Origin of the sequence: Providencia sp. SP181 (genome assembly GCF_050446505.1) — a bacterium.
GTDB classification, from domain to species: Bacteria; Pseudomonadota; Gammaproteobacteria; order Enterobacterales; family Enterobacteriaceae; genus Providencia; species Providencia vermicola.
On sequence record NZ_JBBPXM010000002.1, the window covers coordinates 469,585 to 493,307 of the forward strand.

The following is a 23,723-nucleotide window of genomic DNA, read 5'->3' on the forward strand; positions in this document are numbered from 1 at the left end:
GTGACAACTTGGTAACCTTAGCATTACTCTTGCATATGTGTATTTTAATTACTTGATTATTACTAGAAATAATTATGGATAAAAAGAAGTATTATCTCGAACTTTCAGATAATCTCTCTGCATTATTGGCGGGAGAATATGATTTAATTGCGACCTTGGCAAATACCAGTGCGTTATTATATGAACGTTTAGATGGTGTGAACTGGGCTGGCTTTTACTTGAGCAATGGGCAAGAGCTTGTTTTAGGCCCATTCCAAGGAAAAGTCGCATGTGTTCGAATTCCATTTGGTAAAGGGGTCTGTGGTACGGCATTTAGTGAAAACCAAGTTCAGCGTGTTGAAGATGTTCATGCTTTTCCTGGTCATATCGCTTGTGACGCGGCAAGTAATGCTGAAATTGTCTTTCCGCTGGTAGTAAATGGACAAAATATCGGGGTTTTAGATATTGATAGCCCAAATATTAGCCAATTCGACCAAGAAGATGAAAAAGGGTTACAACACCTTGTAAACCAGTTGTGTCAGCATCTGGCAATGTGTTCTATGCCAAAATATTACTAAATATTGGGCTGTAAAATTAATAGTAACGTGGCAATTGTCAGCAACACGATTATAATGTCGGCTTGTTCATGCCCGTGAGGTTGGCAAAATCGTTGTTATCAGGAAATTTCATGGAAAATCAACCTAAGTTGAATAGTAGTAAAGAAGTTATCGCATTTTTAGCAGAGCGTTTTCCACGCTGTTTTATCGCTGAAGGCGAAGCACGTCCGTTAAAAGTCGGAATTTTTCAAGATATCGTAGGGTGCTTGACGGAAGAAGATGGTATTAGCAAAACGCAATTGCGTTCAGCATTACGCATGTATACTTCTAGCTGGCGCTACCTTTACGGTGTTAAAGAAGGCGCAAAGCGCGTTGACCTAAATGGCGAAGATTGTGGTGAGCTAGATGCAGAGCACATCGCTCATGCTCGCCAACAATTAACTGAGGCGAAAGCACGCGTTCAAGCACAACGTGCTGAACAAAAAGCGCAAAAACGTCCTGTAGCGAAAAAAGCGGGTGAAAAACCAGCACGTAATCCAGAAGCTACTAAAGACAAAGCACCACGTCGTCGCCCATCAGACAATAAAGAACGTCCGCAAAATACATCAGAAAAAACACCCCGTCGTAACAATCCAGCTCCTGAACAAAACCTGAAGTCAGTCACTGATATCAATGCACTTAAAATAGGCCAAACCTTGAAAGTGAAAGTTGGTAGCAGCTTGATGGACGCTTCTGTTCTGGAAATTGCAAAAGACGGTGTGAGAGTTCAATTGCCTACTGGACTGGCAATGATTGTACGCGCGGAACATTTAAAGTTCTGATACGGAGGTCAATCAGGTCATGAACAAACTTCTTAAAGTTGCACTTGTCGTTAGTCTGGCGACTTTCGGCAGTGCAATTGCTAATACACAAGCAGTGGCTCCTGTCACTGCTGCTCAGTTACCTGTCTTAAAACAGAGCGCACAGCATGGCACCGTCAGTGAAAGAGTAACCTCACGGTTTACACGTTCACATTACCGCCAATTTGATTTAGACAATGCGTTTTCTGGGAAAATATTTGACCGTTATCTCAATATGTTAGATTTCGGTCACAATGTTTTACTTCAATCCGATGTTGACCAATATGCCAAAGATAAAGGGAAAGTGGGGCAATGGCTTGAAGATGGCAAATTAGATGCGTTTTATGACCTGTATAACCTGTCTCAGGAAAGACGTTTCGAACGTTTTAAATATGCATTAGCACGTTTAGAACAACCAATTGATTTAAATGCGACAGATTCGATTGAAGTTGACCGTTCAAAATCACCTTGGCCTAAAGACAAGCAAGAGCTTGACCGTCTTTGGGATCAAAAAGTACGTTATGATTGGTTAAACCTAAAGCTTTCAGGCAAAGATGACAAAGAAATCAAAGAGAAACTCACTAAGCGTTATAATTTTGCGTTACGCCGTTTAACTCAAGCGCAAAGTGAAGATGTTTTTCAATTGATAGTGAACTCATTTGCGCGTGAAATCGATCCGCACACCAGTTATCTTTCGCCTCGTAATACTGAGCAATTTAATTCTGAAATGAGCTTATCATTAGAAGGAATTGGTGCCGTTTTACAGCAAGATGACGAAAACACGGTTATCAACTCACTGGTTGCAGGCGGCCCTGCAGCTAAAAGTAAAGAGTTGAAAGTTGGTGATAAAATCATCGGCGTTGGTCAAACAGGTAAACCGATTGTCGATGTTGTTGGTTGGCGTCTTGATGATGTTGTTGCATTGATCAAAGGGCCAAAAGGAAGTCAGGTTCGTTTGGAAGTCGTTTCTGATACTAAAGGGGCGAAGCCACATATCGTTACTATAGTGAGGGAGCAGATCCGACTGGAGGATCGTGCAGTAAAACTGACGATTAAACAGCAAGGTAAAGATAAAGTTGCTGTTCTGGATATTCCTGGTTTTTACGTGGGCTTAACCAATGATGTAAAAACCCAACTGCAAAACATGGCGAAAGATAATGTTTCTGCACTAATTATTGACCTTCGTGGTAATGGTGGTGGAGCATTAACCGAAGCGGTTTCATTATCGGGTTTATTTATTCCAAAAGGGCCAATTGTTCAAGTACGCGATAACAATGGCCAAGTGCGCCAAGATGTTGATGACGATGATGTCATCTATTATAAAGGTCCTTTGGTTGTTTTAGTTGATCGGTTTAGTGCATCAGCGTCTGAAATTTTTGCAGCTGCGATGCAGGATTATGGTCGTGCTTTAATTGTGGGCGAACCAACTTTTGGTAAAGGTACTGTTCAGCAACACCGTAGCTTAAGCCGTGTTTATGACCAAATGCTAAAACCTGAATGGCCATCATTAGGTTCTGTTCAATATACTATTCAAAAATTTTATCGTGTTAATGGTGGTAGTACGCAACGTGAGGGCGTTACCCCTGATGTTGTGATGCCAACGGGGCAAGATCCTGCTGAAACGGGGGAAAGCTTTGAAGATAATGCGCTGCCATGGGATAGCATTCCTGCTGCGAACTATAGCAAAGTAGGGGATATTTCACCTGATTTATCAGCCATTAAAACTAAGCACCTCGATAGAATTAGTCAGGATCGTGAATTCAATTATATCGATGAAGATATCGCTCGCTATAAAGTAAGTAAAGAAAGTAAGAATCTGATTTCATTGAATTATGCAGAGCGTAAGAAAGAAGATGATGAAATTGAGGCGACGAAACTAAAACGAATAAATGAGCGTAATACGAAAGAAGGTAAGCCATTACTGAAGAAATTGGAAGACCTACCAAAAGATTACGAAGCGCCAGACCCATACTTGGACGAAACAGTGAAGATGGCGGTTGATTTGTCAAAACAAAACACCAAAATGCTATCAGGTAATCAGTAGTTCGAAATACATTCAAAACCTATCCAACCTGCAGTCAAACCTAATCGGTTTGTCAGCAGTCTGAAGCCAGCGTAAGCTGGCTTTTTTTATACTAAAATTGATAATCTCAGACTTATCATTATTCATTTTACGTCACAACGAAAATATTTTTGAAGTTAACTTAATGCTCTAACGATAGAATTCTTTACCTTTGCTTAATTTATCCTAAACTTTTGTTGTAGCTCTTTTAAATATGAGGCAATACCATGCGTAAATTACTTTTAGGATTAATGGCTGTTAGTGTCATGATGGTTTCTGTGGTCAATACCGCGAATGCAAGAAATTACCCTTGCTCGGGCAGTAAAGGCGGGATAGATCGCTGCGAAGATGGTAAGTTTATTTGTAATGATGGTTCAACAAGTCGCTCAGAGCAAGTGTGTACCATTGAATTAAAAAACGACATTAACAGCAAGGCGGGTATTGCTGGTGGTGTAATTGGAGCAGGAGTCGCAAAACAATCCAGCAAACCTTCTGTGTCTGATTCAATCAAATCAACAGGGGATAAAACAAGCAAAACAGCCAGTGAAAAAGCAACAAAAGCTTCGGATAAAGCCACTGATGTAGCGAAAACGGTGAAAGAGAAAGCCTCAAAAACGGCTGACAAAGAGGTGGTGAAGGAAACAAAAGAAAAAGCCTCCAAGGCGGTTGATAAAGAGCCTGCAAAAGTGGTGAAAGAAAAAGCATCAAAAGTAGCCGATAAAGACGTAGTGAAAGAGACAAAAGAAAAAGCGTCAAAAGCGACAGATAAAAAAGATGCAGTAAAAGAAACAAAAGAAAAAGCAAGTAAAGCTGCGGATAAAGAAAAATCAAAAGTAGTAAAAGAAAAAGCGACTAAGGCTACTGATAAAGAGCCTGCTAAGGCTGCTAAAGAAAAAGCAACCAAAGCCGCGGATAAAGAATCCGCTAAAGCAGCAAAAGAAAAAGCGGCAAAAGTTGCTAAAGAGAAAGCGAATTAAGGCACGAGTTTTTTTGCTGTTAACCTATCATTATATTGTGATAATAATGCCACGCTGCGTGGCATTATTTTTTCGTAAGCGAAACCTTAACTATTGTTTATCAGGCTAAGAAATTCATCAAAAGAGCCGATAAATACATTATTAAGATTCATATCCCTCAAAAATTAGCTTCCTCGATTCAACTAAAAATAAGTTTAAATTGAAATGGCTATGAATTGACCCTTTTAAAACAAATAGTTAAAATTTGAACTCTTAATAAACAGAGAGGTAGGTAGAGCGCTTGCCCTTTTTTTAGTCTCGCTGTGTAAAGTTATGTTATTTTTTACTGTTTTCGTGTTAATTGACTTGAAATAGTGTGAAAAAACCTTATTTATAAAGTAAATTCTACGTGATCTTAGTTTTTACCAAGGAATACAAAAAATGATGAGAATTGCTTTATTCTTGCTCACAAACTTAGCGGTTATGTTTGTGTTTGGAATAATATTGAGTTTAACAGGCATTCGCGGAAGTAGCGTTCAAGGCTTGTTGATTATGGCGGGCTTATTTGGTTTTGGTGGCGCTTTTATTTCATTGCTGATGTCTAAGTGGATGGCTCTGAAATCGGTAGGTGGTGAAGTTATTGAAAACCCACGTAACCAAACTGAACAGTGGTTAATGACAACGGTTCAGCGCCAAGCCCAGCAAGTGGGGATTCAAATGCCACAAGTGGCTATTTACCATGCGCCAGATATCAATGCTTTTGCAACAGGGGCACGTCGTGATGCTTCATTGGTTGCAGTGAGCACAGGGCTACTTGAAAACATGAGTCGCGACGAAGCGGAAGCGGTTATTGCCCATGAAATCAGTCATATCGCCAATGGTGATATGGTGACAATGACCTTGTTACAAGGTGTTGTGAATACTTTCGTTATTTTTATATCCCGTATCATTGCTCAATTAGCTGCAGGTTTTATGTCAAACAATGATAACGAAAGTGAAAGTAGCAACGGTAATCCAATGGTCTATTTTGCGGTTTCTATGGTACTGGAAATTGTATTCGGTATTTTAGCAAGCATTATCACCATGTGGTTCTCTCGTTATCGCGAATTCCACGCTGATGCTGGCTCTGCAAAATTAGTGGGACGTGAAAAAATGATTGCGGCACTGCAAAGACTGAAAACCAGTTATGAGCCGCAAGAAGAAGGGCGTTTGATGGCATTTTGTATTAATGGTCGTGGTAAAGCATTCAGTGAATTATTCCTGTCTCACCCTCCGTTAGATAAACGAATTGAAGCACTTCGCTCAGGCGAATATTTAAAATAGTATGGAAAGCCACTTCAAATGAAGTGGCTTGAGGTTGTTGACAAAGCAGGATAAAAGCGTGGTTTTCCTGCTTTGTGTTATCAGCCAAAAATTAATGAATTGATTTTTCTCGTTTATTTTCAAAACCAATCCAACCTGCAGCCAAATCTAATCGGTTTGTCAGCAGTTTGAAGCCACTTCAAATGAAGTGGCTTTTTTATATAATATTCATAGGGACAGTTATGAAACTTTCACACAGTGTCAGTGGCGCCTTGAGAACGTTCGCCTATTTTATGACTAGTGGTAGCCACTATATGTTAAATGGTGTTGATTATGTTGAATTGTGTGTAGATGAACCGAGTTTAGTTGAACAAGTGTATGCTATTTTAATCAATACATTGGAGCTTGATGAAAAGGGTGATGTAATTAATTTCAAACATGCGCAAAAGCGTGCGACAGACTATATTCGTTGGTATGTAGACCATTCATATGTTATTGACCCGCCATATGAGGATTGGGAGACTGAGTTGCATTGTATGCCAACAAATTAGAATATAAACGCCTAAAACATCGCTCCAAACTGACTCGATATTTATTCTTAATTACGTAAAAATAGGCATTTATTTTCTAAGAGTCTTCAATATATTCCTGATAATAAGCTATATTAACTCTAGTTATAGGGTAATCTTACCTATGTTCAATTTCATATGGGAGTTAAGCATGGACATACTGGTTAAAACAATACTTTTTGGTAATTCATTTCAAACGGCATCTAACCCTGCACGGCTTGTCCCCATTAAATTTGAAATTTATAAAGCAGATCAAGGGTTTTACCATCGGATATATAAAGAGGTGGGGATGTCTGGTGCAAACCTTGGACAGGTATTTCGAGTTTGGGCTTTTGAAGAGCAAAAAAGTTGGGGTAAGCAAACGGAGAATACAACATTAGAGGAATATGCTAATTATTGTAATGACTTATATACCACAAGCAGGGCAATAATTGAGGAAAAAAAGCCCCCTTCATAGGGTTTTGAAGGGGGAGCTAAATGAATAAAGAATGGTTTAATTCGTCAATAAAGATAGATGATTTTGATAACAAAAACTTAGTTATTTGTGCAGTTAATCCATTCTTGAATACGTTTATGCTTTAAATCGCATTTATCGCTAAATAATCTATTGGCGATAACCTGTTTTAATTTGTTCTAAGATGTTTGTATAGGTTTCAGCCTGTTTTTCGTCTTCCATTTGAGCAACTTCGCGCTGCATTTTGATCAAAATCTTACCTGCATCTGCTTGGCCAATTGCTTTAAGCATATGTGTAACCAAATTTTTTAGGCATGTCACTTCATCTGCAAGTGCATGGACATCTGGTTCGGTAGGAAAATGCGTTTTCATTAAGTCGATCCTTTAAGATAAAAAGTAATTTGATGGATTGTAGCATAGAAAAAATAATATGTGCTTTCAGATAAATAAGATGTATGTAATCGAAGATAAAACACTCAAATAATGATGTGTTTGTTTGATTTTGCCTAGTTAGGTTTTTAAGAAGGGCTAATTGCAGGAATATGTATTTTAAATTGATTACCAATACTGATAGCAAGCTTTAAAATAGCTAAATAGTTGTGATACAATTCACAAAAATACGGTAGTTTTGAGCAATAAAACACCGTTTAATCGTTCAGTTTAGTTCTAAACATATATTTCCCATGTGCCATCATCATAAGTCGGTAACCGATTTGTGTAATTAGCTTATGGAAAACTGAAGGCAAGATAAATAATGACACAAGTATCAAGAAGAACCGCTTGGATCCGTGTTTTAGCGCTGGCGGTTGCTGCATTTGTTTTTAATACAACGGAGTTTGTCCCTGTTGCATTATTAAGTGACATTGCAGCGAGTTTTGGCATGACGGTGGCGCATACAGGGCTGATGATCACCATTTATGCATGGGTAGTGGCACTCATGTCATTACCGTTAATGTTATTAACCAGTAAAATAGAACGGCGTAAGCTACTGGGATTCTTGTTTGTTATTTTTATTATCAGTCATCTTGTTTCAGGTTTTGCGTGGAACTTTGATGTTTTGATCGTGGGGCGCATTGGCGTTGCTTTGTCTCATGCTGTGTTTTGGTCGATTACGGCATCTTTAGCTATTCGTGTAGCTCCTGCGGGCAAAAAAGCGCAGGCATTAGGCTTATTAGCGACAGGCACTGCGTTAGCGACGGTTTTAGGCTTACCAATCGGCCGTGTTATCGGGCAGTTTTTAGGCTGGCGAGTGACATTTTTGTGTATCGGGGTCGTGGCATTATTTACGATGATTGCACTTATTCGTTTCTTACCACGCTTGCCAAGTGAACATTCAGGTTCTTTGAAAAGCCTTCCAGTTTTATTCAAGCGACCTGCATTAGTCGGAATGTTCGCGCTCACGGTATTAGTGGTGACTGCACACTTCGCTGCTTACAGTTATATTGAGCCATTTGTTCGCGATGTAGCCCATCAGAGCCAAAATTTTGCCACTGTCTTGCTGCTGATTTTTGGTGCTGCGGGTATTATTGGTAGCGTCATCTTTAGCCGTTATAGCACAAAACTTTCATTAATATTCTTACCTTCAGCAATAGCCTTAATGACGCTATGTCTGTTGTTGCTGTTGCCTATGGGAGGCAATGTCTGGTCACTCATTATATTGTCCGTGTTCTGGGGAATTGCGATGATGTGTATTAGCTTAGGTATGCAGGTTAAAGTGATTGATTTAGCACCAGATGCAACAGACTTAGCGATGGCTATCTTCTCTGGAATTTTTAACATCGGTATCGGTGGTGGGGCGTTACTGGGTAATCAAGTGATTGTACATATGGGGATGACTCAAATTGGTTATGTGGGGGCTATAATTGGTGTCATGTCGCTTATTTGGTGCCTCTATTTGTTTAAACGTTATAGCCAAACATTAACGGATAAGCTGGCACCTGCTGAACAACATTAACACTCTCAACAATAGACAGTTAAATAAGCTCTGTATTACCTTTATTGGATACAGGGCTTTTTCTGGTTTATCGCTATAATTTATTTTTTTAATACAACAATAAGGTTTATCAATGAAAGGTCTAAGTTTTCTCTTGATGTCGATTCTTGCAGAAGTGATTGCAACGACCACATTAAAAGCTTCTGAGGGTTTTAGCCGTTTCTGGCCGTCTTTAATTGTGATTATTGGCTATGGGGTATCTTTCTGGGGCTTATCGCAGGTAGTGAAAGTGATGCCATTGGGGATTGCCTATGCTATCTGGTCTGGGCTAGGGATTGTGTTAGTTTCTGTTGCTGCAATTTTTATTTATCACCAAAAACTCGATTTACCTGCAATTATTGGTATGCTATTAATTATTATTGGTGTTTTAGTCATCAATTTATTTTCAAAAAGTAGCACACACTAGTGCAAGGCAAGGGGTTACAACGGCTTGATGGGAGATAAACAGCATGGGGCGTAAGGTCAGCCAGTTATTAAAACCTGTGATGACAGTTGTTGTGGCAGTTGTAATGTCAGTGATGTTATCGGCTTGTGGAAGCTCAGAAGTGAATAAAACCGTTGATAACTCTGCAACTCAGTATGCAAAGCAAGTGGTTAATTTAGGGCCAGGGATCCAGGAAGCCTGCGTTTCTGCAGGAGGATTACCTGCCTTAACACTTGAACTAAATGGTGATGAAACGGCGGTTTGCCAATTTGCAAATGGCAAACGTTGTGCTGCCAATGTTATCCAAAGTGGTGCGTGTATTTAATATTTATTTTTGGCTTCACAAAAGAAAAGCCCCTTTAATCAGGGGCTTTTTACGTTTTCAATTCATTTATGGTTAAACCGATTTTTTAGCGGGGAAAAATTGGCTAATTAACACAATAATAGCCACTAAAATATAAGCGGCAAAAATACCAATTAACCACTGCGGCATATCAAGGCCTAAAAATGCCCACTGTCTAACCGCGCAGTCACCCGTTGCTTCAAACATCGCAGGAACCCACTCTTGGAGTGGCAACCAATCAGGGAAGTTGACAAAGAAATCACAAGAAGCAAATGGCGAAGGGTAAAGTTGCAGCATGGTATGTTCCCATGCAAGGTCTAAACCGCGCCATGCGGCGTAAATCCACACAGCGATGGCTACCCAACGAATGACAATATTTCTCGGTGCGATAGCACCAATTAAACCTGCAAACATAACGCCCAGTAATGCAACGCGTTCATAAATACACATTACGCAGGGTTGAAGCTTCATAACATGTTGAAAATATAATGCCGCACACTCTAACATAAAGGCTGTAAAGGCCATCAATAGCCATGCGCCTCGTCCTTGTGAGCAGTAGTTAAAAAATCGGAACATACTTGAGATATCCTAATTGAGTGATGCGCACATTTTGCCCCTATCGGCCTGATAAAAAAAGCGCCTAAAGCAAAATAAATGCCATTTCGAGTTAGGTTTTACCTAACATTACAATCAGGCGCTGATAAAAGCGCCTGATTGAGGTTGAGTATAATCCCTATCCAAATGTAATCAAACCGATGGACGCCATCCAATGCGTTATCGGTACGAGCCAGTATTCAACACCTAATAAGCCAACAATGGTCATGACAACAGTATAAGGAAGTGCCATCCAAACCATTCGACCATATGATAAACGAATTAATGGTGAGAGTGCGGAAGTCAGTAAGAACAAGAATGCCGCTTGCCCATTTGGTGTTGCTACAGAGGGGAGGTTTGTCCCTGTATTGATAGCCACGGCTAAAAACTGGTATTGCTCAGGTGAAACGAGTCCTTCTTTTGCAGCCTTCATTGCTTCAGTGATATACACAGTGCCCACAAAGACGTTATCTGATACTGCGGATAATAAGCCGTTAAACAGATAAAATAGCGATAACTGGGACGATTCGGACGACTGTAAGACAAACTGAATGAATGGCGTGAAGAGTTGTTGATCAATAATAACGGCGACAATACTGAAAAACACGGTTAATAGTGCCGTGAATGGAAGGGCTTCTTCGAAAGCTTTGCCTAGAGCGTGTTCTTCAGTGATACCACAAAATGCAGTCGCTAACACAATCACGGATAAACCGATTAACCCAACTTCAGCTAAATGGAAGGCCAAAGCAACAATTAGCCATATCCCAATTAGCCCCTGTACCCACAGTTGGGCTTGTTCCTTTTTCGTCCGTTTCGCCGTCATTTTTTTATCATGATCGGTTAAAATTTGGCGAACACTGTCTGGAAGTTCTACACCGTAACCAAATAGTTTGAACTTTTCTACAAGAAAACAAACAATTAGCCCACAGAGGAAAACAGGAATAGTGACAGGTGCCATACGAATATAAAAGGTAATGAAATCCCAGTTAACATGCTTTGCGATGATTAAGTTTTGAGGTTCACCAACCATGGTCATCACGCCACCCAGCGCCGTACCAATCCCTGCATGCATCATTAAGCTACGTAAAAAAGCGCGAAATTGCTCTAAGGTTTGTTTTTGCTCACTGCTATTAATAAAACCATCATTTTGCAGGTCAATATCACTATGCTGATTAGATGCATATTGGTGATAAATAGAATAGAAACCAATTGAAACGCTGATCACGACAGCAATAACGGTTAACGCATCTAAAAAAGCAGATAAAAACGCACTTGCTAAGCAAAAAGCTAATGACAGAATTCGTTTAGAACGGACGTTTATCAGTAATTTGGTGAAAACAAATAACAACAGCTGCTTCATAAAGTAGATACCAGCCACCATGAAGATCAACAGTAAAATGACTTCAAGATTATTGCTGATTTCATGAGAAATCTGCGCAGGGCTGGTCATGCCAATCAGTACAGCCTCGATAGCGAGTAGGCCTCCAGGTTGTAAGGGATAGCATTTTAATGCCATTGCTAATGTAAATATAAATTCAATAACCAATAGCCATCCTGCGATGAATGGGCTGGCGAAATAGAAAACAATTGGGTTGATGACCAGGAATATAATAATGGCAAGTTTGTACCAATCAGGTGAGTTCCCCAGAAAGTTTTTCAAAAATGCGCTTTTTAAACTAAAATCCATTATGGTTTGTTATCCTCTTATTGGATGTTTTGTCTCGTTCCACAACATACTACTCTTATCTTTTAAGGATTTTAAGTCTATTTGCTAATTGATAATGTATGAATTATATGGAAATTCTATGATTTGCTTCACTCTTTATTTTGAGTCTAACTATATCAGAAGACGACAATCTGGTATGATTTCCTCAATATCCGTTTAAAAGGTTTGGAATAATAAAAATATGGTTATTAAAGCTCAAAGCCCGGCAGGTTTTGCGGAAGAGTACATTATTGAAAGTATATGGAACAACCGTTTTCCACCAGGTTCAATCTTGCCCGCTGAGCGCGAACTGTCTGAGTTAATTGGTGTGACACGCACCACTCTACGTGAGGTGTTACAACGCTTGGCTCGTGATGGTTGGTTAACCATCCAACATGGTAAGCCAACTAAGGTGAATAACTATTGGGAGACTTCTGGCTTAAATATTTTAGAAACATTAGCTCGATTAGATCACGATAGAGTTCCACAACTGATTGATAATTTGCTGGCAGTGCGGACAAATATTGCTGCAATTTTTATTCGTACGGCTTTTCGTAACAACCCTGAAAAGTCCTTAGAGGTATTAGCTGGCAGAGAAAAAGTGGAAGACAATTCAGATGCCTTTAGCGATTTGGATTATAACATTTTCCGTGGCCTCGCTTTTGCTTCAGGTAACCCAATTTATGGGCTAATTATTAATGGGTTAAGAGGGTTATATACCCGTGTTGGTCGGTATTATTTTTCTAACCCTGAAGCGAGACGCTTAGCGTTGAGTTTCTATCAGCAATTAAGCCATCTGTGTCGTGAGCAAGCCTATGACCGTATCATGGAATGTGTGCGTAATTACGGTAAGGAAAGTGGCCTGATTTGGCATTCTATGCAAGGTAATATGCCATCTGACTTAGCTCATATCCGTTAAGCATCATCAAATTTTTATGATTCAAGCCAGCATTCAACGATGGATGCTGGCTTTTTTATTTTGTGAGTCATTCCTAAATCTCTGGTTTTATCGTTCTTACAGAGAATGCGCGATATAACAGTCGTTACAAAGCGTTAATTAAAATAATAAGCTGTAAAAGTTGCTATTTAAAATATATTAAGTTTCAAGGTTGGCGTTTGTTAGGAGTGAGTGCAAGCAATAGTAAGTTCTGGTTATTTGATAGATTCTACTGAAAAATATTGCTTTCAGCTATAAAATTGTTTCTTGTTTTAGGTAAGATATTGATATTTAATATTTAATTGAAATACCTCTTTTTTATGCGTTAGAATAAAAATCTATTTTGTAAATACATTGTGACAATAATCGAATTTTTTATCTGAATTGTTAAAAGTGTTAATTCACTACATTGGCAAATGAATACTAGAATATTATTCTAATGAGTAAGTCATCATTTTGCGGCTGAGGATCTTATGAAAATTCTAGTGTTAGGTGCAGGTGTTATTGGTGTGACAACAGCATGGTATTTGGCGCAAGAAGGCCATGAAGTTATTGTTGTGGATAGGCAACATGATGTTGCTGAAGAAACTAGTGCAGGTAATGCAGGGCAAGTTTCACCTGGATATGCTACGCCATGGGGGGCACCAGGTATTCCATTGAAAGCGGTAAAATGGATGTTTGAAAAGCATGCACCACTGGCTATTCGTCCAGATGGGTCGTTATTTCAACTACGTTGGATGTGGCAAATGCTAAAAAACTGTGATATTCAGCATTACACAATGAACAAAAGCCGCATGGTGCGTATTGCTGAATATAGCCGTGATTGTATGCGTGAGCTTAGAAATGACATTGGTATTCACTATGAGGAACGCCAAGGGGGTACACTGCAACTGTTTCGTACGGCTAAGCAATTTGATAATGCCGCGAATGATATTGCCGTGCTGCAACAAGAGGGAGTGCCTTATGAGCTATTAACCTCTGATGAATTGATCACAGCAGAGCCAGCACTCGAATTTGTGAAGCACAAATTAACGGGGGGATTGCGTTTACCAAATGATGAAACAGGGGATTGTCAGCAATTCACCAAGAAGCTCGCTAAAATGGCGAAGGATGCAGGGGTAAAATTCCAATTTGGCGTGCAAGTGGAGCAAATTATAACAGAAGGTCAACGTGTGAGTGGTGTGCGTATTGATGGTCAGATCCTGCAAGCCGATAGATATGTGGTTGCGATGGGGTCTTATTCTACCTCAATACTCCAAAATCTGGTTAAAATCCCAGTCTATCCGCTTAAAGGTTACTCGTTGACGATGCCAATTATTGACGCCCAAAGAGCGCCAACTTCCACCATTTTAGATGAAACCTATAAAATTGCAGTCACTCGTTTTGATGAACGCATACGTGTTGGTGGTATGGCAGAAGTGGTCGGTTTTAATTTAAATATCCTGAAAAAACGCTGTGAAACACTGAAAATGGTGGTACAAGACTTGTACCAAGGTGGTGGCGATATCGCACAAGCACAATTTTGGACAGGGCTCAGACCAATGACGCCAGATGGTACGCCAATTGTAGGGCCAACAGCGTATAGCAATTTATACTTGAATACGGGCCACGGCACACTGGGCTGGACGATGGCATGTGGAGCAGGGAAATTGCTGTCAGATTTAATTTCAGGAAATACACCCGATATTGCTTCTGATGATTTGTCAGTATCACGGTATTTAGATGGATTTAATACGAAATTAGTGGCTGGTGGGCATTTAAACCCCGCACGTTAATTCGCTGGTACCATATAACTGATGTATTGACATAAAAATAGACACGTATTTAAGGACTTAAGATGCCACGCCCAATTAGTGCCATTATTCATTTAGACAATTTACAACATAATTTATCGGTTGTGCGTCAGCATTCAGGGCAGGCAAAAATTTGGTCAGTCATGAAGGCGGATGGTTATGGTCATGGTATCAAACACATTTGGCCCGCACTGAAAGCCACTGACGGCTTTGCAGTGTTAGACCTCCAAGAGGCTATTCTATTGCGTGAAGAAGGTTGGAAAGGGCCAATTTTGTTGCTTGAAGGTTTTTTTCAGCCACAAGATTTAGGGGTAATCGAGCAGTATCACTTAACGACTAGCGTACATAGTGAATGGCAACTTTATGCTATTGAAAATGCGCAACTGTCTACGCCAATTTCAGTTTATGTCAAACTCAATAGTGGCATGAATCGGTTAGGTTTTCCTGTATCGGGATATCAAAATGTCATTGAACAGTTAGCGAAGATGGAGAATGTCAGCGCCATCACGTTAATGAGTCATTTTGCTAATTCAGATACACATACTGGGGTAATTGAGCCATTTGAGAAAATTAAACAGTTTAGTCATTTGTCTTTACAAACCTGTATTGCCAATTCAGGTGCAACTCTTTGGCACAAAGATACTCAGTATGATTGGGTACGGACGGGGATCTTGTTGTATGGTGCGTCACCAAGTGGAAAGTCAGCTGATATCCAACAGTATCCGCTAAAAGCTGCGATGACGTTACAATCAGAGGTGATAGCAATGCATGATATTGCTGCAGGGGAATCTATCGGTTATGGGAGCCGATTCACTGCATCTAAGCCGATGCGTATCGCTACGGTTGCGTGTGGTTACGCTGATGGCTATCCACGTCATGCACCCAATGGAACACCTGTTTGGTGCAATGGGGCACGTTGTGCGCTATTAGGCGCAGTTTCTATGGATATGTTGAGTATTGATATCACCCATTGTAGTGATGTGAAATTAGGCACCACAGTGGAATTGTGGGGGCAAAATTTGCCTGTGGACGATGTGGCACAAGCGGCAGGCACGATAGGCTATGAATTAATGTGTGCACTTGCAAAAAGAGTTCCTGTTCGTTACGAAAAAAGCGTAGAATAATTGTTAACCAATACGATCGCTAACTCACATATTTAGCTTTAAATGTGATTTAGATTCTGAAGATTGGGGATCTTTGCATATTGATATAACATATAAGTTTGATCCATTTCTCATTATTTTTAGGTTTAATCTATGTCTAAAACAATTAAGTTAACCACACTTGCTGTGGCGTTAAGCGTGTTATCGAGCGCAGCTTTAGCTGGAACATGGTCTGTTGGTGGCTCTGTACTGGCGCAATCTACGCCATATAAAGGCATTAAGTCTCGTGATTATATTACGCCAGTACCAATTGTGAATTATGACAGTGAAAATTTTTACTTTCATACGTTAGCTGCAGGTTACTACCTGTGGAATGACACGCAAGATCAACTGTCTTTAGATGCGTACTATTATCCTCAATTTTTTAAACCTAAAGACAATGATGACAAAGCAATGCGTGAGCTAAATCGTCGCCGTGATACGGTTATGACCGGTTTTACCTACCGCCATAAAGCGGATTGGGGCACACTGCGTACGAATATTTCAGGGGATATCCTTGGTATTAGTAATGGTATTCGTGGTGAGTTTGCTTACCTATATGGCTTTGAAGGCGACAAATGGTCTATCACGCCAGGCTTAGGTATCAAATGGGATAGCAAAAATCAAAATCGTTATGAATATGGCGTTTCTTCAAAAGAATCGAATCATAGCGGTTTAAAACGTTATAACCCAGGTTCAAGCTGGACGCCGTATATGGAAGTCACAGGTAACTACCGTTTCGACGAAAATTGGACTGTGTTTGCGATGGGGCGTGTTGACCGCCTACCGAGTGAAGTAAAAGATAGCCCAATGGTGAATAAATCTGTTTCTGCCATTATGTGGACGGGTGTGACCTATACATTCTAATGTGTCGTTAAAGAATCATAAACCCTCAGTAAGATGACTCTACTGGGGGTTTATTTTGTCTTAATATTAATTTTGTGGTTTATTATCGCGGCTTACCATCACTAAAGACAGGCGAGCAGGGTGCTGAGCATCGCTTTTCATGGGCACATTAATACAGGCCGTTTCAACACAAACCATCTGTTTATAACCATTATTTGGCATGTCTTGCATACTACATGATAATTCAGCCCATGGATTCCAACACACCACATCACTATTATGGTAATGATGCAATTCAATCGTGCGGTTCCAGCCGTCATCGCGCAGTAAGCTGTACTCTTCAGGTTCTGAATAGATGCGGTCAGTGTGTTTATTGAATTTTAATGGTTCAGATGCATACACTTCTTTATCAGCGACCTTATCAAAATAGTGACCGCCAAGGCCGTAAACAGTCGCTTTGTGAATATCACTGATGTTGAAGTAAGTGTGTAATGCTGCTGTCGTTTCAAAATCACCATAGCTTTCGAGCTCAAGCTCACAGGTTTCACCCAGTTTCATTCGTAAAATCAATGTGAACTCGTGGGGCCATAGCTTACGGGTATAATCAGTGTCAGTGAGCGTAAAGGTTAAAATTACCCCATCATCATGTTCATTATGGGCAGTAAATTGCCAAGGCAAGATACGCGCAAAGCCGTGACTCGGACTCGCTACAGGGCCAAACCATGGCCAACAGATAGGAATGCCTCCACGGATTGCTACGCCGTTTTTAAACGCACTTTCAGAACTTAGCCAAAGACACGGCTTTTGCCCCGCAGGTTGCCAATCAATGAGATGTGCGCCTTGTAAACTGACTGCACCACGAACTTTTGGGTGAGAAACCACAATCAGTGGTAGGTCACCTAATTGGCGTTGAGTGATATAGGCAGAGAGTTGTTTAATAACGGGTAGAGCAAAAATTTTTTCGTGCATGGTATCGGCCTGTGTTAGTAGAAACAGCATTAATACGCATTATACGTTTTGCGTGTGGCAGATTTGTGCGATGTATGGCACTTATCTTAAATTTGATTGAAAGTTGGTTTATACAGTATCGAATAATGGATTAAAGATAAATGAAGTGAGATAAAATATTAATGCAGTATTCGATATGATACAAAAGAGCCGCCAATTGGCGGCTCAGTCAGGCTAATTACTTAACAACACTTATTTAGAGATGTGAGCAATCAGGTCTAATACTTTGTTTGAGTAACCTGTTTCGTTGTCATACCAAGAAACTAATTTAACAAAGTTATCGTTCAGTGTGATACCAGCTTTAGCATCAAACACAGAAGTCAGTTTTTCACCGTTGAAGTCTGTTGATACAACGTCATCTTCAGTGTAGCCCAGAACACCTTTCAGTTCGCCTGCTGCAGCTTCTTTGATAGCTTCACAGATTTGCGCGTAAGTTGCTGGTTTTTCTAAACGTGCAGTTAAGTCAACAACTGAAACGTTTGGTGTTGGTACACGGAAAGACATACCAGTCAGTTTACCGTTCAGCTCAGGAATAACTTTACCTACAGCTTTAGCAGCACCAGTTGAAGATGGGATGATGTTTTGAGAAGCACCACGACCACCACGCCAGTCTTTGTGAGAAGGGCCATCAACTGTTTTTTGCGTTGCAGTTGTTGCGTGAACAGTCGTCATCAGACCTTCAACGATACCGAATTTGTCGTTGATAACTTTAGCCAGCGGCGCTAAGCAGTTAGTTGTACAAGATGCGTTAGAAACGATTTCTTGACCTGCGTAAGCTTTGTGGTTAACGCCCATAACGAACATTGGAGTGTCATCTTTAGAAGGGCCAGTCAGAACAACTTTTTTCGCACCTGCTTGGATGTGTTTACGCGCAGTTTCATCAGTCAGGAAGATACCTGTTGCTTCAGCAACAACATCAACACCAACTTCGTTCCATTTCAGGTTTGCAGGATCTTTTTCTGCAGTAACACGGATTTTTTTACCGTTTACAACCAGGTGACCATCTTTAACTTCAACAGTACCGTTGAAACGACCGTGAGTTGAATCGTATTTCAGCATGTAAGCCATGTATTCTGCATCGAGCAGGTCGTTGATAGCAACGATTTCGATATCAGAACGCTCTTGTGCAGCACGGAAAACGATACGGCCAATACGACCAAAACCATTAATACCTACTTTGATAGTCATAGTATTTCCACCAGCTATTTATTCGTGAATTAAGTTGTAGTTAAAGTTACCAAAACCTTGCCAGCCGTCAAGCGGAATCGTGTCAATTATTGAAAAAAATCAATTCTGATACCACTAACTGCTTATTTGTCAGCCACTTCAGCGGCAAACACAGCCGCACGTATTATCGGGATTGTACGGCATAATGAAACCATCTATCAGTGATATATGTGATACGCTTCACAAATCAAAACGGAAAGTAAGATGCTTCTTAGTTTAGAATAGTTTTATAAAAATTGTTGTTAATTTTTTGTTGCTGAAAATTACGGTGTGATAGTCATCAACAGAACAAATTGCTTAAATACGTGGATAAGTTATGTCACAGAAAGATAAACAACACGTTGATATTTCAGATTTAAATGAGATACAGCGTTATGTTACACAGCAAGCGGGCACTGAGCCGCCATTTAGTGGTCAATTATTGCATAACCGTAAAGAGGGTGTGTACGAATGCCTGTGTTGTGGTACACCTTTATTTATGTCTGAGACTAAATTTGATGCAGGTTGTGGGTGGCCAAGTTTCTATGAGCCAGTGAATGATCATGTCATCAAATACATCGAAGATTTTTCTCATGGTATGCATCGTATTGAAGTCCGTTGCCAAAATTGTAATGCCCACTTAGGGCATGTGTTCCCTGATGGACCTATGCCAACAGGGCAACGTTACTGTATTAATTCAGCATCCTTAAGCTTTTTGGATGAGTCATCGGGTGAAAAGACGCGTGGTTAGGCTGCTGAAGGCTGCTGAAGTTTATAAGTTATTATCAACAACCTTCAGCAATAACGATTCAGCTAAAAATAAAAAAGCAATTTAACTAAACGTCAGTATAATTTTTCGAAGGAGCGGTGCCATGAGTGTAGAAGTCGACCCAAAACATATTGAACAATTGCTTGCAGTAATGACCCCAGAGATTTATGAGCGTCTCGTTACTGCCGTTGAGTTGGGGAAATGGCCAGATGGAGTTCCTTTAACGGCGGAGCAAAAAGAACATAGCTTACAGATGGTGATGCTGTGGCAATCACGCCATAACCATGATGCTGAACATATGACTGTTGGTACCAATGGTGAGATCACCATGAAAAGCAAGCAAGAGCTGAAAGCGATGTTCCAAGGGGAGATGTTCGCAACACTCAAACCGCAAAATAACGATTAAGGTTGAGCGGCAATATTTTCTCAAGGAATACAGTACAAGAGAAAATATTGCTGAGGAAAATGAGGGGTTAGGCAATATCGTCTAGTGTGATAAGTTTGGCGCCTTGCTGTTCCATTTCGGTTAATGCAATCTGGCTGTCATTAGCGGTTAAGTTTACCCCACGACAGCCGTCAACTAATACATCAACGCTGTAGCCCAAATTCAAGGCATCGAGCACTGTAAATTTAACGCAATAATCGGTCGCAATCCCCATAATAATTAAATGGGTGATCCTCTGAGCTTGTAGCCATGTGTGTAATCGAGTTTGACTTACCTTATCGTTATCAAAGAAAGCGCTATAGCTATCAACTTGCGGGTTTTCGCCTTTCGTAAATGTTTCTTGAATGGCTTGAGTGTTTAATTGTGGGTGGAACTCTGAGCCATATTCGCCTTGGACACAATGTACAGGCCACCATACTTGCGCCAGCCCATTAAGTTCACCGATATCGCCAATTTGTGTGCCTGAGTTTGCGGCAAAACTTAAATGATTAACAGGGTGCCAATCTTGACTTGCAAGGGTGGTAATCCCTTTTTGTTGGCAAATCGTGATTGCTTTATTTGCTATGTCTATAACGTGTTCACTTTCATTCACAGCGAGAGTGCCGCCTGTGCAAAAATCATTTTGTAAATCGACTAACAATAAGGCCGTTTTCATCATTTCCTCAGTTATTCATCAGCGTAACTCAATTCACCGCGTAAATTATTTTGCATTAATTCGCGGATCAGCGCAGGTGTGTAATCTTGGCTCAGTAAATAATGTAATTTACTCAATGCCGCTTCAAAAGTCATGTCATAACCACTAATTACCCCTGATTCTGCGAGGGCATGTCCTGTGGCATAGCCTTCCATATTCACACGCCCTGAAATGCACTGTGTTAGATTGACCACAATAATCCCACGGTTAGTCGCTTCCCGTAGAATGCGCAGTAATTCAGGCTGCTGAGGTGCATTCCCGACCCCATAAGAGCGCAAGATTAATGCTTTGACGGGTTGTTGAAGGATATTACGAACAATATCAATAGATAAACCAGGGTAGAGCGTGACAACGCCAATCGGTTGAGGTGTGATGCGGTGTGTCTTGAATTCCCCGACGCCAATGGGGGCGGGGCAAGCATTAAAAGTACGAATATGAATACCTGCTTCCATCAACGGTGAGCAGTTCGGGGAACTAAAGGCATCGAAACCATCTGCATGCGCTTTGACTGTACGGTTACCACGGTACAATTTATTGTTGAAAAATAATCCTACTTCATTAATGGGATAATTTGCTGCTAAATACAAGGCATTCAATAAGTTAGTTTGACCATCAGAACGTAATGCTTCCAATGGAATTTGTGACCCTGTCACGATAATGGGCTTCTTTAAGTTTTCAAACATAAAAGAAAGGGCGGATGCTGTAAATGCCATGGTATCCGTGCCGTGTAAAATGACAAACCCATCATATTTTTCATAGTGTTGGCAAATATCATCTGCAATGATTTGCCAATCTTCAGGGGTGATATCGGATGAGTCGATTAACGGCTGATGTTCGCGAATTGTGAATTCAGGCATTTCTGGACGGTGAAATTCAGGCATCTGAGCCAATTGCGCTTGTAAATGACCTGAGACAGGTATGTAACCTTGTGGTGAGTGACGCATGCCGATGGTGCCGCCAGTATAAACGACATAAATAGATTTCTTCTGCATTTGATTACCTAATTTATTAGCGCATGGAGAAGTGAAAATAATTATCCTAATTTTGACGTAATTACTGGTGTATTACTATCGTTAAATTGCTAATTTGTAGATTGAAATGAGGTGAACTGAGTATCTAGTGAGAGAAATCCCCTCCAGTAAGCTAGAGGGGATGGCGATTAGTTAATTTCAGCGCAATTTAAGCAAAATGCATAACGGTTTTGTGGGTCATTCATTTTTAAGAAAAATTGAGCTTGTTGGCGGATATCTGTTGCAACAGCGGGTGGTAAAAACACGTGCAGAACATCAGGCATGGCTGCTTGAACATTACTGGTTAATTCAAGTAGCAGCTGGTCCATAAAGGACAATTCTGGTTTCATCCAATCCAATTGTACTTCTGACAGTTTAGCCAATTCTGCGGCTTTATCCACGGCGTCATCAAAATCACCCAGTTGGTCGACAAGGCCATTTTTCAATGCATCTTGACCAATCCAAACACGGCCTTGGGCAATTTTGTCTATTTGCTCAGGGGTTTTGTTTCGCGCTTTTGCTACAAGATTAATAAAGGTGTCATAACCATTTTCAATGGTGATTTGCATCATATCTGCAAATTGTGGGTTGATCCCTTTTGTTATGGAGATATCGGCAAGTGGTGAAGTGGAAACCCCATCAGTGTATACGCCAATAGAATCCAGTGATTTTTCAAAGGTATTAATTACACCAAAGATACCAATTGAGCCCGTTAGCGTATTTGGGCTTGCAATAATATAATCCGCAGGTGTGGAAACCCAGTAACCGCCTGATGCCGCCATACCGCCCATAGAAACAACAACAGGTTTACCTGCAGCATGGGCGGACGCTAATTCGCTGCGAATAAGGTCAGATGCACTAACGCTTCCCCCTGGGCTATTCACACGTAGAACAATGGCTTTGATATTGTCATCAAGGCGGGCATCGCGGATTTGTGCTGCTATGGTATCCCCCCCAGCAATTCCAGGCGTCTGTGGGCCATCCATGATTGCGCCTTGCACTACGATGACGGCAATGTTGCCGCCTTGGTTTGCGGTGGTATCGGCAATCTTAGCTGAGTAATCATAGATACTAATATTATTGAATTGCTTATCGTCTTTATTCCAACCAAAGTGCTTGCTGAGGAGCTCTTCGACTTGCTCATTGGTATACACTTTATCAACCAATTTTTGTTTTAATGCATACTGAGCGCTATCACCTTTAACTGCACGTAATTGGCTAAGGACTGTATCAGCTCCAGGGAAAATCTGCGTAGTGGTCATTTTACGGTTAGTCGCTAAAGCATCCAAATAATTGTTCCATAAAGCATTTAACCATTGCTGATTCGCAAGGCGCGCGTCAGGGGACATATCATCACGCATCATGGGTTCAACCGCAGATTTATACGTTCCGACACGGAAAATATGGCTGCTAATTTTCAGTTTTTCTAACAAGGACTTGTAGTAAATGCTGTTTGTAGCGAAACCATATAAGCCAACGGAGCCTTGTGGTGTAAGATAGATATCGTCTGCAAAGCTTGCAAGGTAATATTGTGGTTGAGAAAAATGGTTACCTACAGCGTAAACTTGCTTACCTTTGTGCTTAAATTGTGCAATGGCTTTACCAATATAAGCAAGGGAAGGTTGATCTGCCCCGACTAAGTTATCAAGGCGTAATACCATACCTGTAATACGGTCGTCATCGGCGGCAGTGCGAATGGTATCGACAATATCGAATAAAGAGTTTTCTTGCATCCGATTATTAGAGGTGCCTAATAATTCGCGGCTCATACGCCCGAACGGGTCAGGTGCAGAGACTTGGTCAACCACCACGCCTTGTAAGTCTACATACAACGCACCATAATAATTTTTTTCAGGCTCAGATTCTGAGTGATAAAGGGCAAAAGACCCAATCACAATGAAGAACAGCACAAGGAAAATCGCGTTGAAAACGAATTCCCGAATAAAGTTAAGTGCCTTCCAACTGATTTTAAAGATGGTGGCGAGGATGTCCCATATTTGACGCATTTTTTCTCCTATCCTTCATATTTTGCACCACAAGGTTGTTGGCTTCACTCACTCGCCCTAGTCACAGACTTATGTATGCTCCTAGGGACT

Annotated in this window: 24 protein-coding genes; 16 read left to right on the top strand and 8 right to left on the bottom strand. The window is 40.6% G+C overall.

What is annotated here, in order from left to right; translation table 11 throughout:
• Nucleotides 1-74 precede the first annotated feature (74 nt).
• The 7 genes from AABS66_RS05585 to AABS66_RS05615 all read left to right on the top strand — a co-directional run bounded on the left by AABS66_RS05585 (nucleotide 75) and on the right by AABS66_RS05615 (nucleotide 6,721).
• Nucleotides 75-557, top strand: coding sequence for a GAF domain-containing protein (locus AABS66_RS05585; RefSeq protein ID WP_206086167.1), 483 nt, complete (start codon nucleotides 75-77; stop codon nucleotides 555-557).
• 110 nt (nucleotides 558-667) lie between these two features.
• The gene (proQ, locus tag AABS66_RS05590) at nucleotides 668-1,357 is read left to right on the top strand and encodes an RNA chaperone ProQ (protein ID WP_206086166.1); all 690 of its coding nucleotides are present in this window, start codon (nucleotides 668-670) and stop codon (nucleotides 1,355-1,357) included.
• Between the two features lie 19 nt (nucleotides 1,358-1,376).
• Nucleotides 1,377-3,419 (top strand): carboxy terminal-processing peptidase, encoded by a 2,043-nt coding sequence (gene prc, locus AABS66_RS05595; RefSeq protein WP_272539384.1) that lies wholly within the window; start codon nucleotides 1,377-1,379, stop codon nucleotides 3,417-3,419.
• A 245-nt stretch (nucleotides 3,420-3,664) separates the two neighbouring features.
• Nucleotides 3,665-4,414, top strand: a complete 750-nt coding sequence (locus AABS66_RS05600; protein ID WP_430224681.1) for a cell envelope biogenesis protein TolA — start codon at nucleotides 3,665-3,667, stop codon at nucleotides 4,412-4,414.
• Between the two features lie 420 nt (nucleotides 4,415-4,834).
• Complete coding sequence (htpX, locus tag AABS66_RS05605; protein ID WP_206086163.1) at nucleotides 4,835-5,716, top strand: protease HtpX; 882 nt, start codon at nucleotides 4,835-4,837, stop codon at nucleotides 5,714-5,716.
• Nucleotides 5,717-5,937: 221 nt separating this feature from the next.
• Entirely contained in the window at nucleotides 5,938-6,246 is a 309-nt protein-coding gene (locus AABS66_RS05610) for a DUF7677 family protein (RefSeq protein WP_206086162.1), read from the top strand.
• Between the two features lie 169 nt (nucleotides 6,247-6,415).
• On the top strand, nucleotides 6,416-6,721 hold the full coding sequence (locus tag AABS66_RS05615) for a hypothetical protein (RefSeq protein WP_430224682.1): 306 nt from the start codon (nucleotides 6,416-6,418) through the stop codon (nucleotides 6,719-6,721).
• A gap of 147 nt (nucleotides 6,722-6,868) precedes the next feature.
• Here the strand turns inward: AABS66_RS05615 and AABS66_RS05620 are convergent, their stop codons facing one another.
• Nucleotides 6,869-7,090, bottom strand: coding sequence for a DUF2594 family protein (locus AABS66_RS05620; protein ID WP_206086160.1), 222 nt, complete (start codon nucleotides 7,088-7,090; stop codon nucleotides 6,869-6,871).
• A gap of 382 nt (nucleotides 7,091-7,472) precedes the next feature.
• On the opposite strand from AABS66_RS05620, the gene AABS66_RS05625 reads away from it, so the two are divergent.
• From AABS66_RS05625 to AABS66_RS05635, 3 genes are all read left to right on the top strand, one after another.
• Nucleotides 7,473-8,672, top strand: coding sequence for a sugar transporter (locus AABS66_RS05625; RefSeq protein WP_206086159.1), 1,200 nt, complete (start codon nucleotides 7,473-7,475; stop codon nucleotides 8,670-8,672).
• A gap of 112 nt (nucleotides 8,673-8,784) precedes the next feature.
• Nucleotides 8,785-9,117 carry a DMT family transporter gene (locus AABS66_RS05630; protein ID WP_206086158.1) on the top strand — a complete coding sequence of 111 codons (333 nt, stop codon included), beginning with the start codon at nucleotides 8,785-8,787 and terminating at the stop codon, nucleotides 9,115-9,117.
• Nucleotides 9,118-9,160: 43 nt separating this feature from the next.
• On the top strand, nucleotides 9,161-9,460 hold the full coding sequence (locus AABS66_RS05635; protein WP_206086157.1) for a DUF333 domain-containing protein: 300 nt from the start codon (nucleotides 9,161-9,163) through the stop codon (nucleotides 9,458-9,460).
• Nucleotides 9,461-9,532: 72 nt separating this feature from the next.
• Here AABS66_RS05635 and dsbB read toward each other — a convergent pair whose 3' ends face one another.
• The gene (gene dsbB, locus AABS66_RS05640) at nucleotides 9,533-10,054 is read right to left on the bottom strand and encodes a disulfide bond formation protein DsbB (protein ID WP_206086156.1); all 522 of its coding nucleotides are present in this window, start codon (nucleotides 10,052-10,054) and stop codon (nucleotides 9,533-9,535) included.
• Nucleotides 10,055-10,211: 157 nt separating this feature from the next.
• Entirely contained in the window at nucleotides 10,212-11,759 is a 1,548-nt protein-coding gene (gene nhaB / locus AABS66_RS05645) for a sodium/proton antiporter NhaB (protein WP_272573178.1), read from the bottom strand.
• A gap of 220 nt (nucleotides 11,760-11,979) precedes the next feature.
• Here nhaB and fadR point away from each other — a divergent pair, with 220 nt between their 5' ends.
• From fadR to AABS66_RS05665, 4 genes are all read left to right on the top strand, one after another.
• On the top strand, nucleotides 11,980-12,696 hold the full coding sequence (gene fadR / locus AABS66_RS05650) for a fatty acid metabolism transcriptional regulator FadR (RefSeq protein WP_047756875.1): 717 nt from the start codon (nucleotides 11,980-11,982) through the stop codon (nucleotides 12,694-12,696).
• Between the two features lie 491 nt (nucleotides 12,697-13,187).
• Nucleotides 13,188-14,489: a D-amino acid dehydrogenase gene (locus AABS66_RS05655; protein WP_206086154.1), complete on the top strand. Its 1,302-nt coding sequence runs from the start codon at nucleotides 13,188-13,190 to the stop codon at nucleotides 14,487-14,489.
• Between the two features lie 62 nt (nucleotides 14,490-14,551).
• A complete protein-coding gene (alr, locus tag AABS66_RS05660) occupies nucleotides 14,552-15,631 on the top strand; it encodes an alanine racemase (protein WP_430224683.1) in 1,080 nt (359 codons plus the stop codon).
• A gap of 132 nt (nucleotides 15,632-15,763) precedes the next feature.
• On the top strand, nucleotides 15,764-16,516 hold the full coding sequence (locus AABS66_RS05665) for a MipA/OmpV family protein (RefSeq protein ID WP_206086152.1): 753 nt from the start codon (nucleotides 15,764-15,766) through the stop codon (nucleotides 16,514-16,516).
• Nucleotides 16,517-16,582: 66 nt separating this feature from the next.
• Here the strand turns inward: AABS66_RS05665 and AABS66_RS05670 are convergent, their stop codons facing one another.
• Complete coding sequence (locus AABS66_RS05670; protein WP_206086151.1) at nucleotides 16,583-17,464, bottom strand: D-hexose-6-phosphate mutarotase; 882 nt, start codon at nucleotides 17,462-17,464, stop codon at nucleotides 16,583-16,585.
• 231 nt (nucleotides 17,465-17,695) lie between these two features.
• Nucleotides 17,696-18,691 carry a glyceraldehyde-3-phosphate dehydrogenase gene (gapA, locus tag AABS66_RS05675; protein ID WP_430224684.1) on the bottom strand — a complete coding sequence of 332 codons (996 nt, stop codon included), beginning with the start codon at nucleotides 18,689-18,691 and terminating at the stop codon, nucleotides 17,696-17,698.
• A gap of 355 nt (nucleotides 18,692-19,046) precedes the next feature.
• Between gapA and msrB the strand changes: the two genes are divergently transcribed.
• Entirely contained in the window at nucleotides 19,047-19,460 is a 414-nt protein-coding gene (gene msrB / locus AABS66_RS05680) for a peptide-methionine (R)-S-oxide reductase MsrB (RefSeq protein WP_206086149.1), read from the top strand.
• Nucleotides 19,461-19,581: 121 nt separating this feature from the next.
• Nucleotides 19,582-19,884 carry a YeaC family protein gene (locus AABS66_RS05685; RefSeq protein ID WP_206086148.1) on the top strand — a complete coding sequence of 101 codons (303 nt, stop codon included), beginning with the start codon at nucleotides 19,582-19,584 and terminating at the stop codon, nucleotides 19,882-19,884.
• A 67-nt stretch (nucleotides 19,885-19,951) separates the two neighbouring features.
• On the opposite strand, the gene pncA is transcribed toward AABS66_RS05685, so the two are convergent.
• The 3 genes from pncA to sppA form a co-directional block, all read right to left on the bottom strand.
• Nucleotides 19,952-20,578: a bifunctional nicotinamidase/pyrazinamidase gene (gene pncA, locus AABS66_RS05690; RefSeq protein ID WP_206086147.1), complete on the bottom strand. Its 627-nt coding sequence runs from the start codon at nucleotides 20,576-20,578 to the stop codon at nucleotides 19,952-19,954.
• Between the two features lie 11 nt (nucleotides 20,579-20,589).
• On the bottom strand, nucleotides 20,590-21,609 hold the full coding sequence (gene ansA / locus AABS66_RS05695) for an asparaginase (protein ID WP_206086146.1): 1,020 nt from the start codon (nucleotides 21,607-21,609) through the stop codon (nucleotides 20,590-20,592).
• A gap of 167 nt (nucleotides 21,610-21,776) precedes the next feature.
• Nucleotides 21,777-23,633, bottom strand: coding sequence for a signal peptide peptidase SppA (sppA, locus tag AABS66_RS05700; RefSeq protein WP_206086145.1), 1,857 nt, complete (start codon nucleotides 23,631-23,633; stop codon nucleotides 21,777-21,779).
• Nucleotides 23,634-23,723 lie beyond the last annotated feature (90 nt).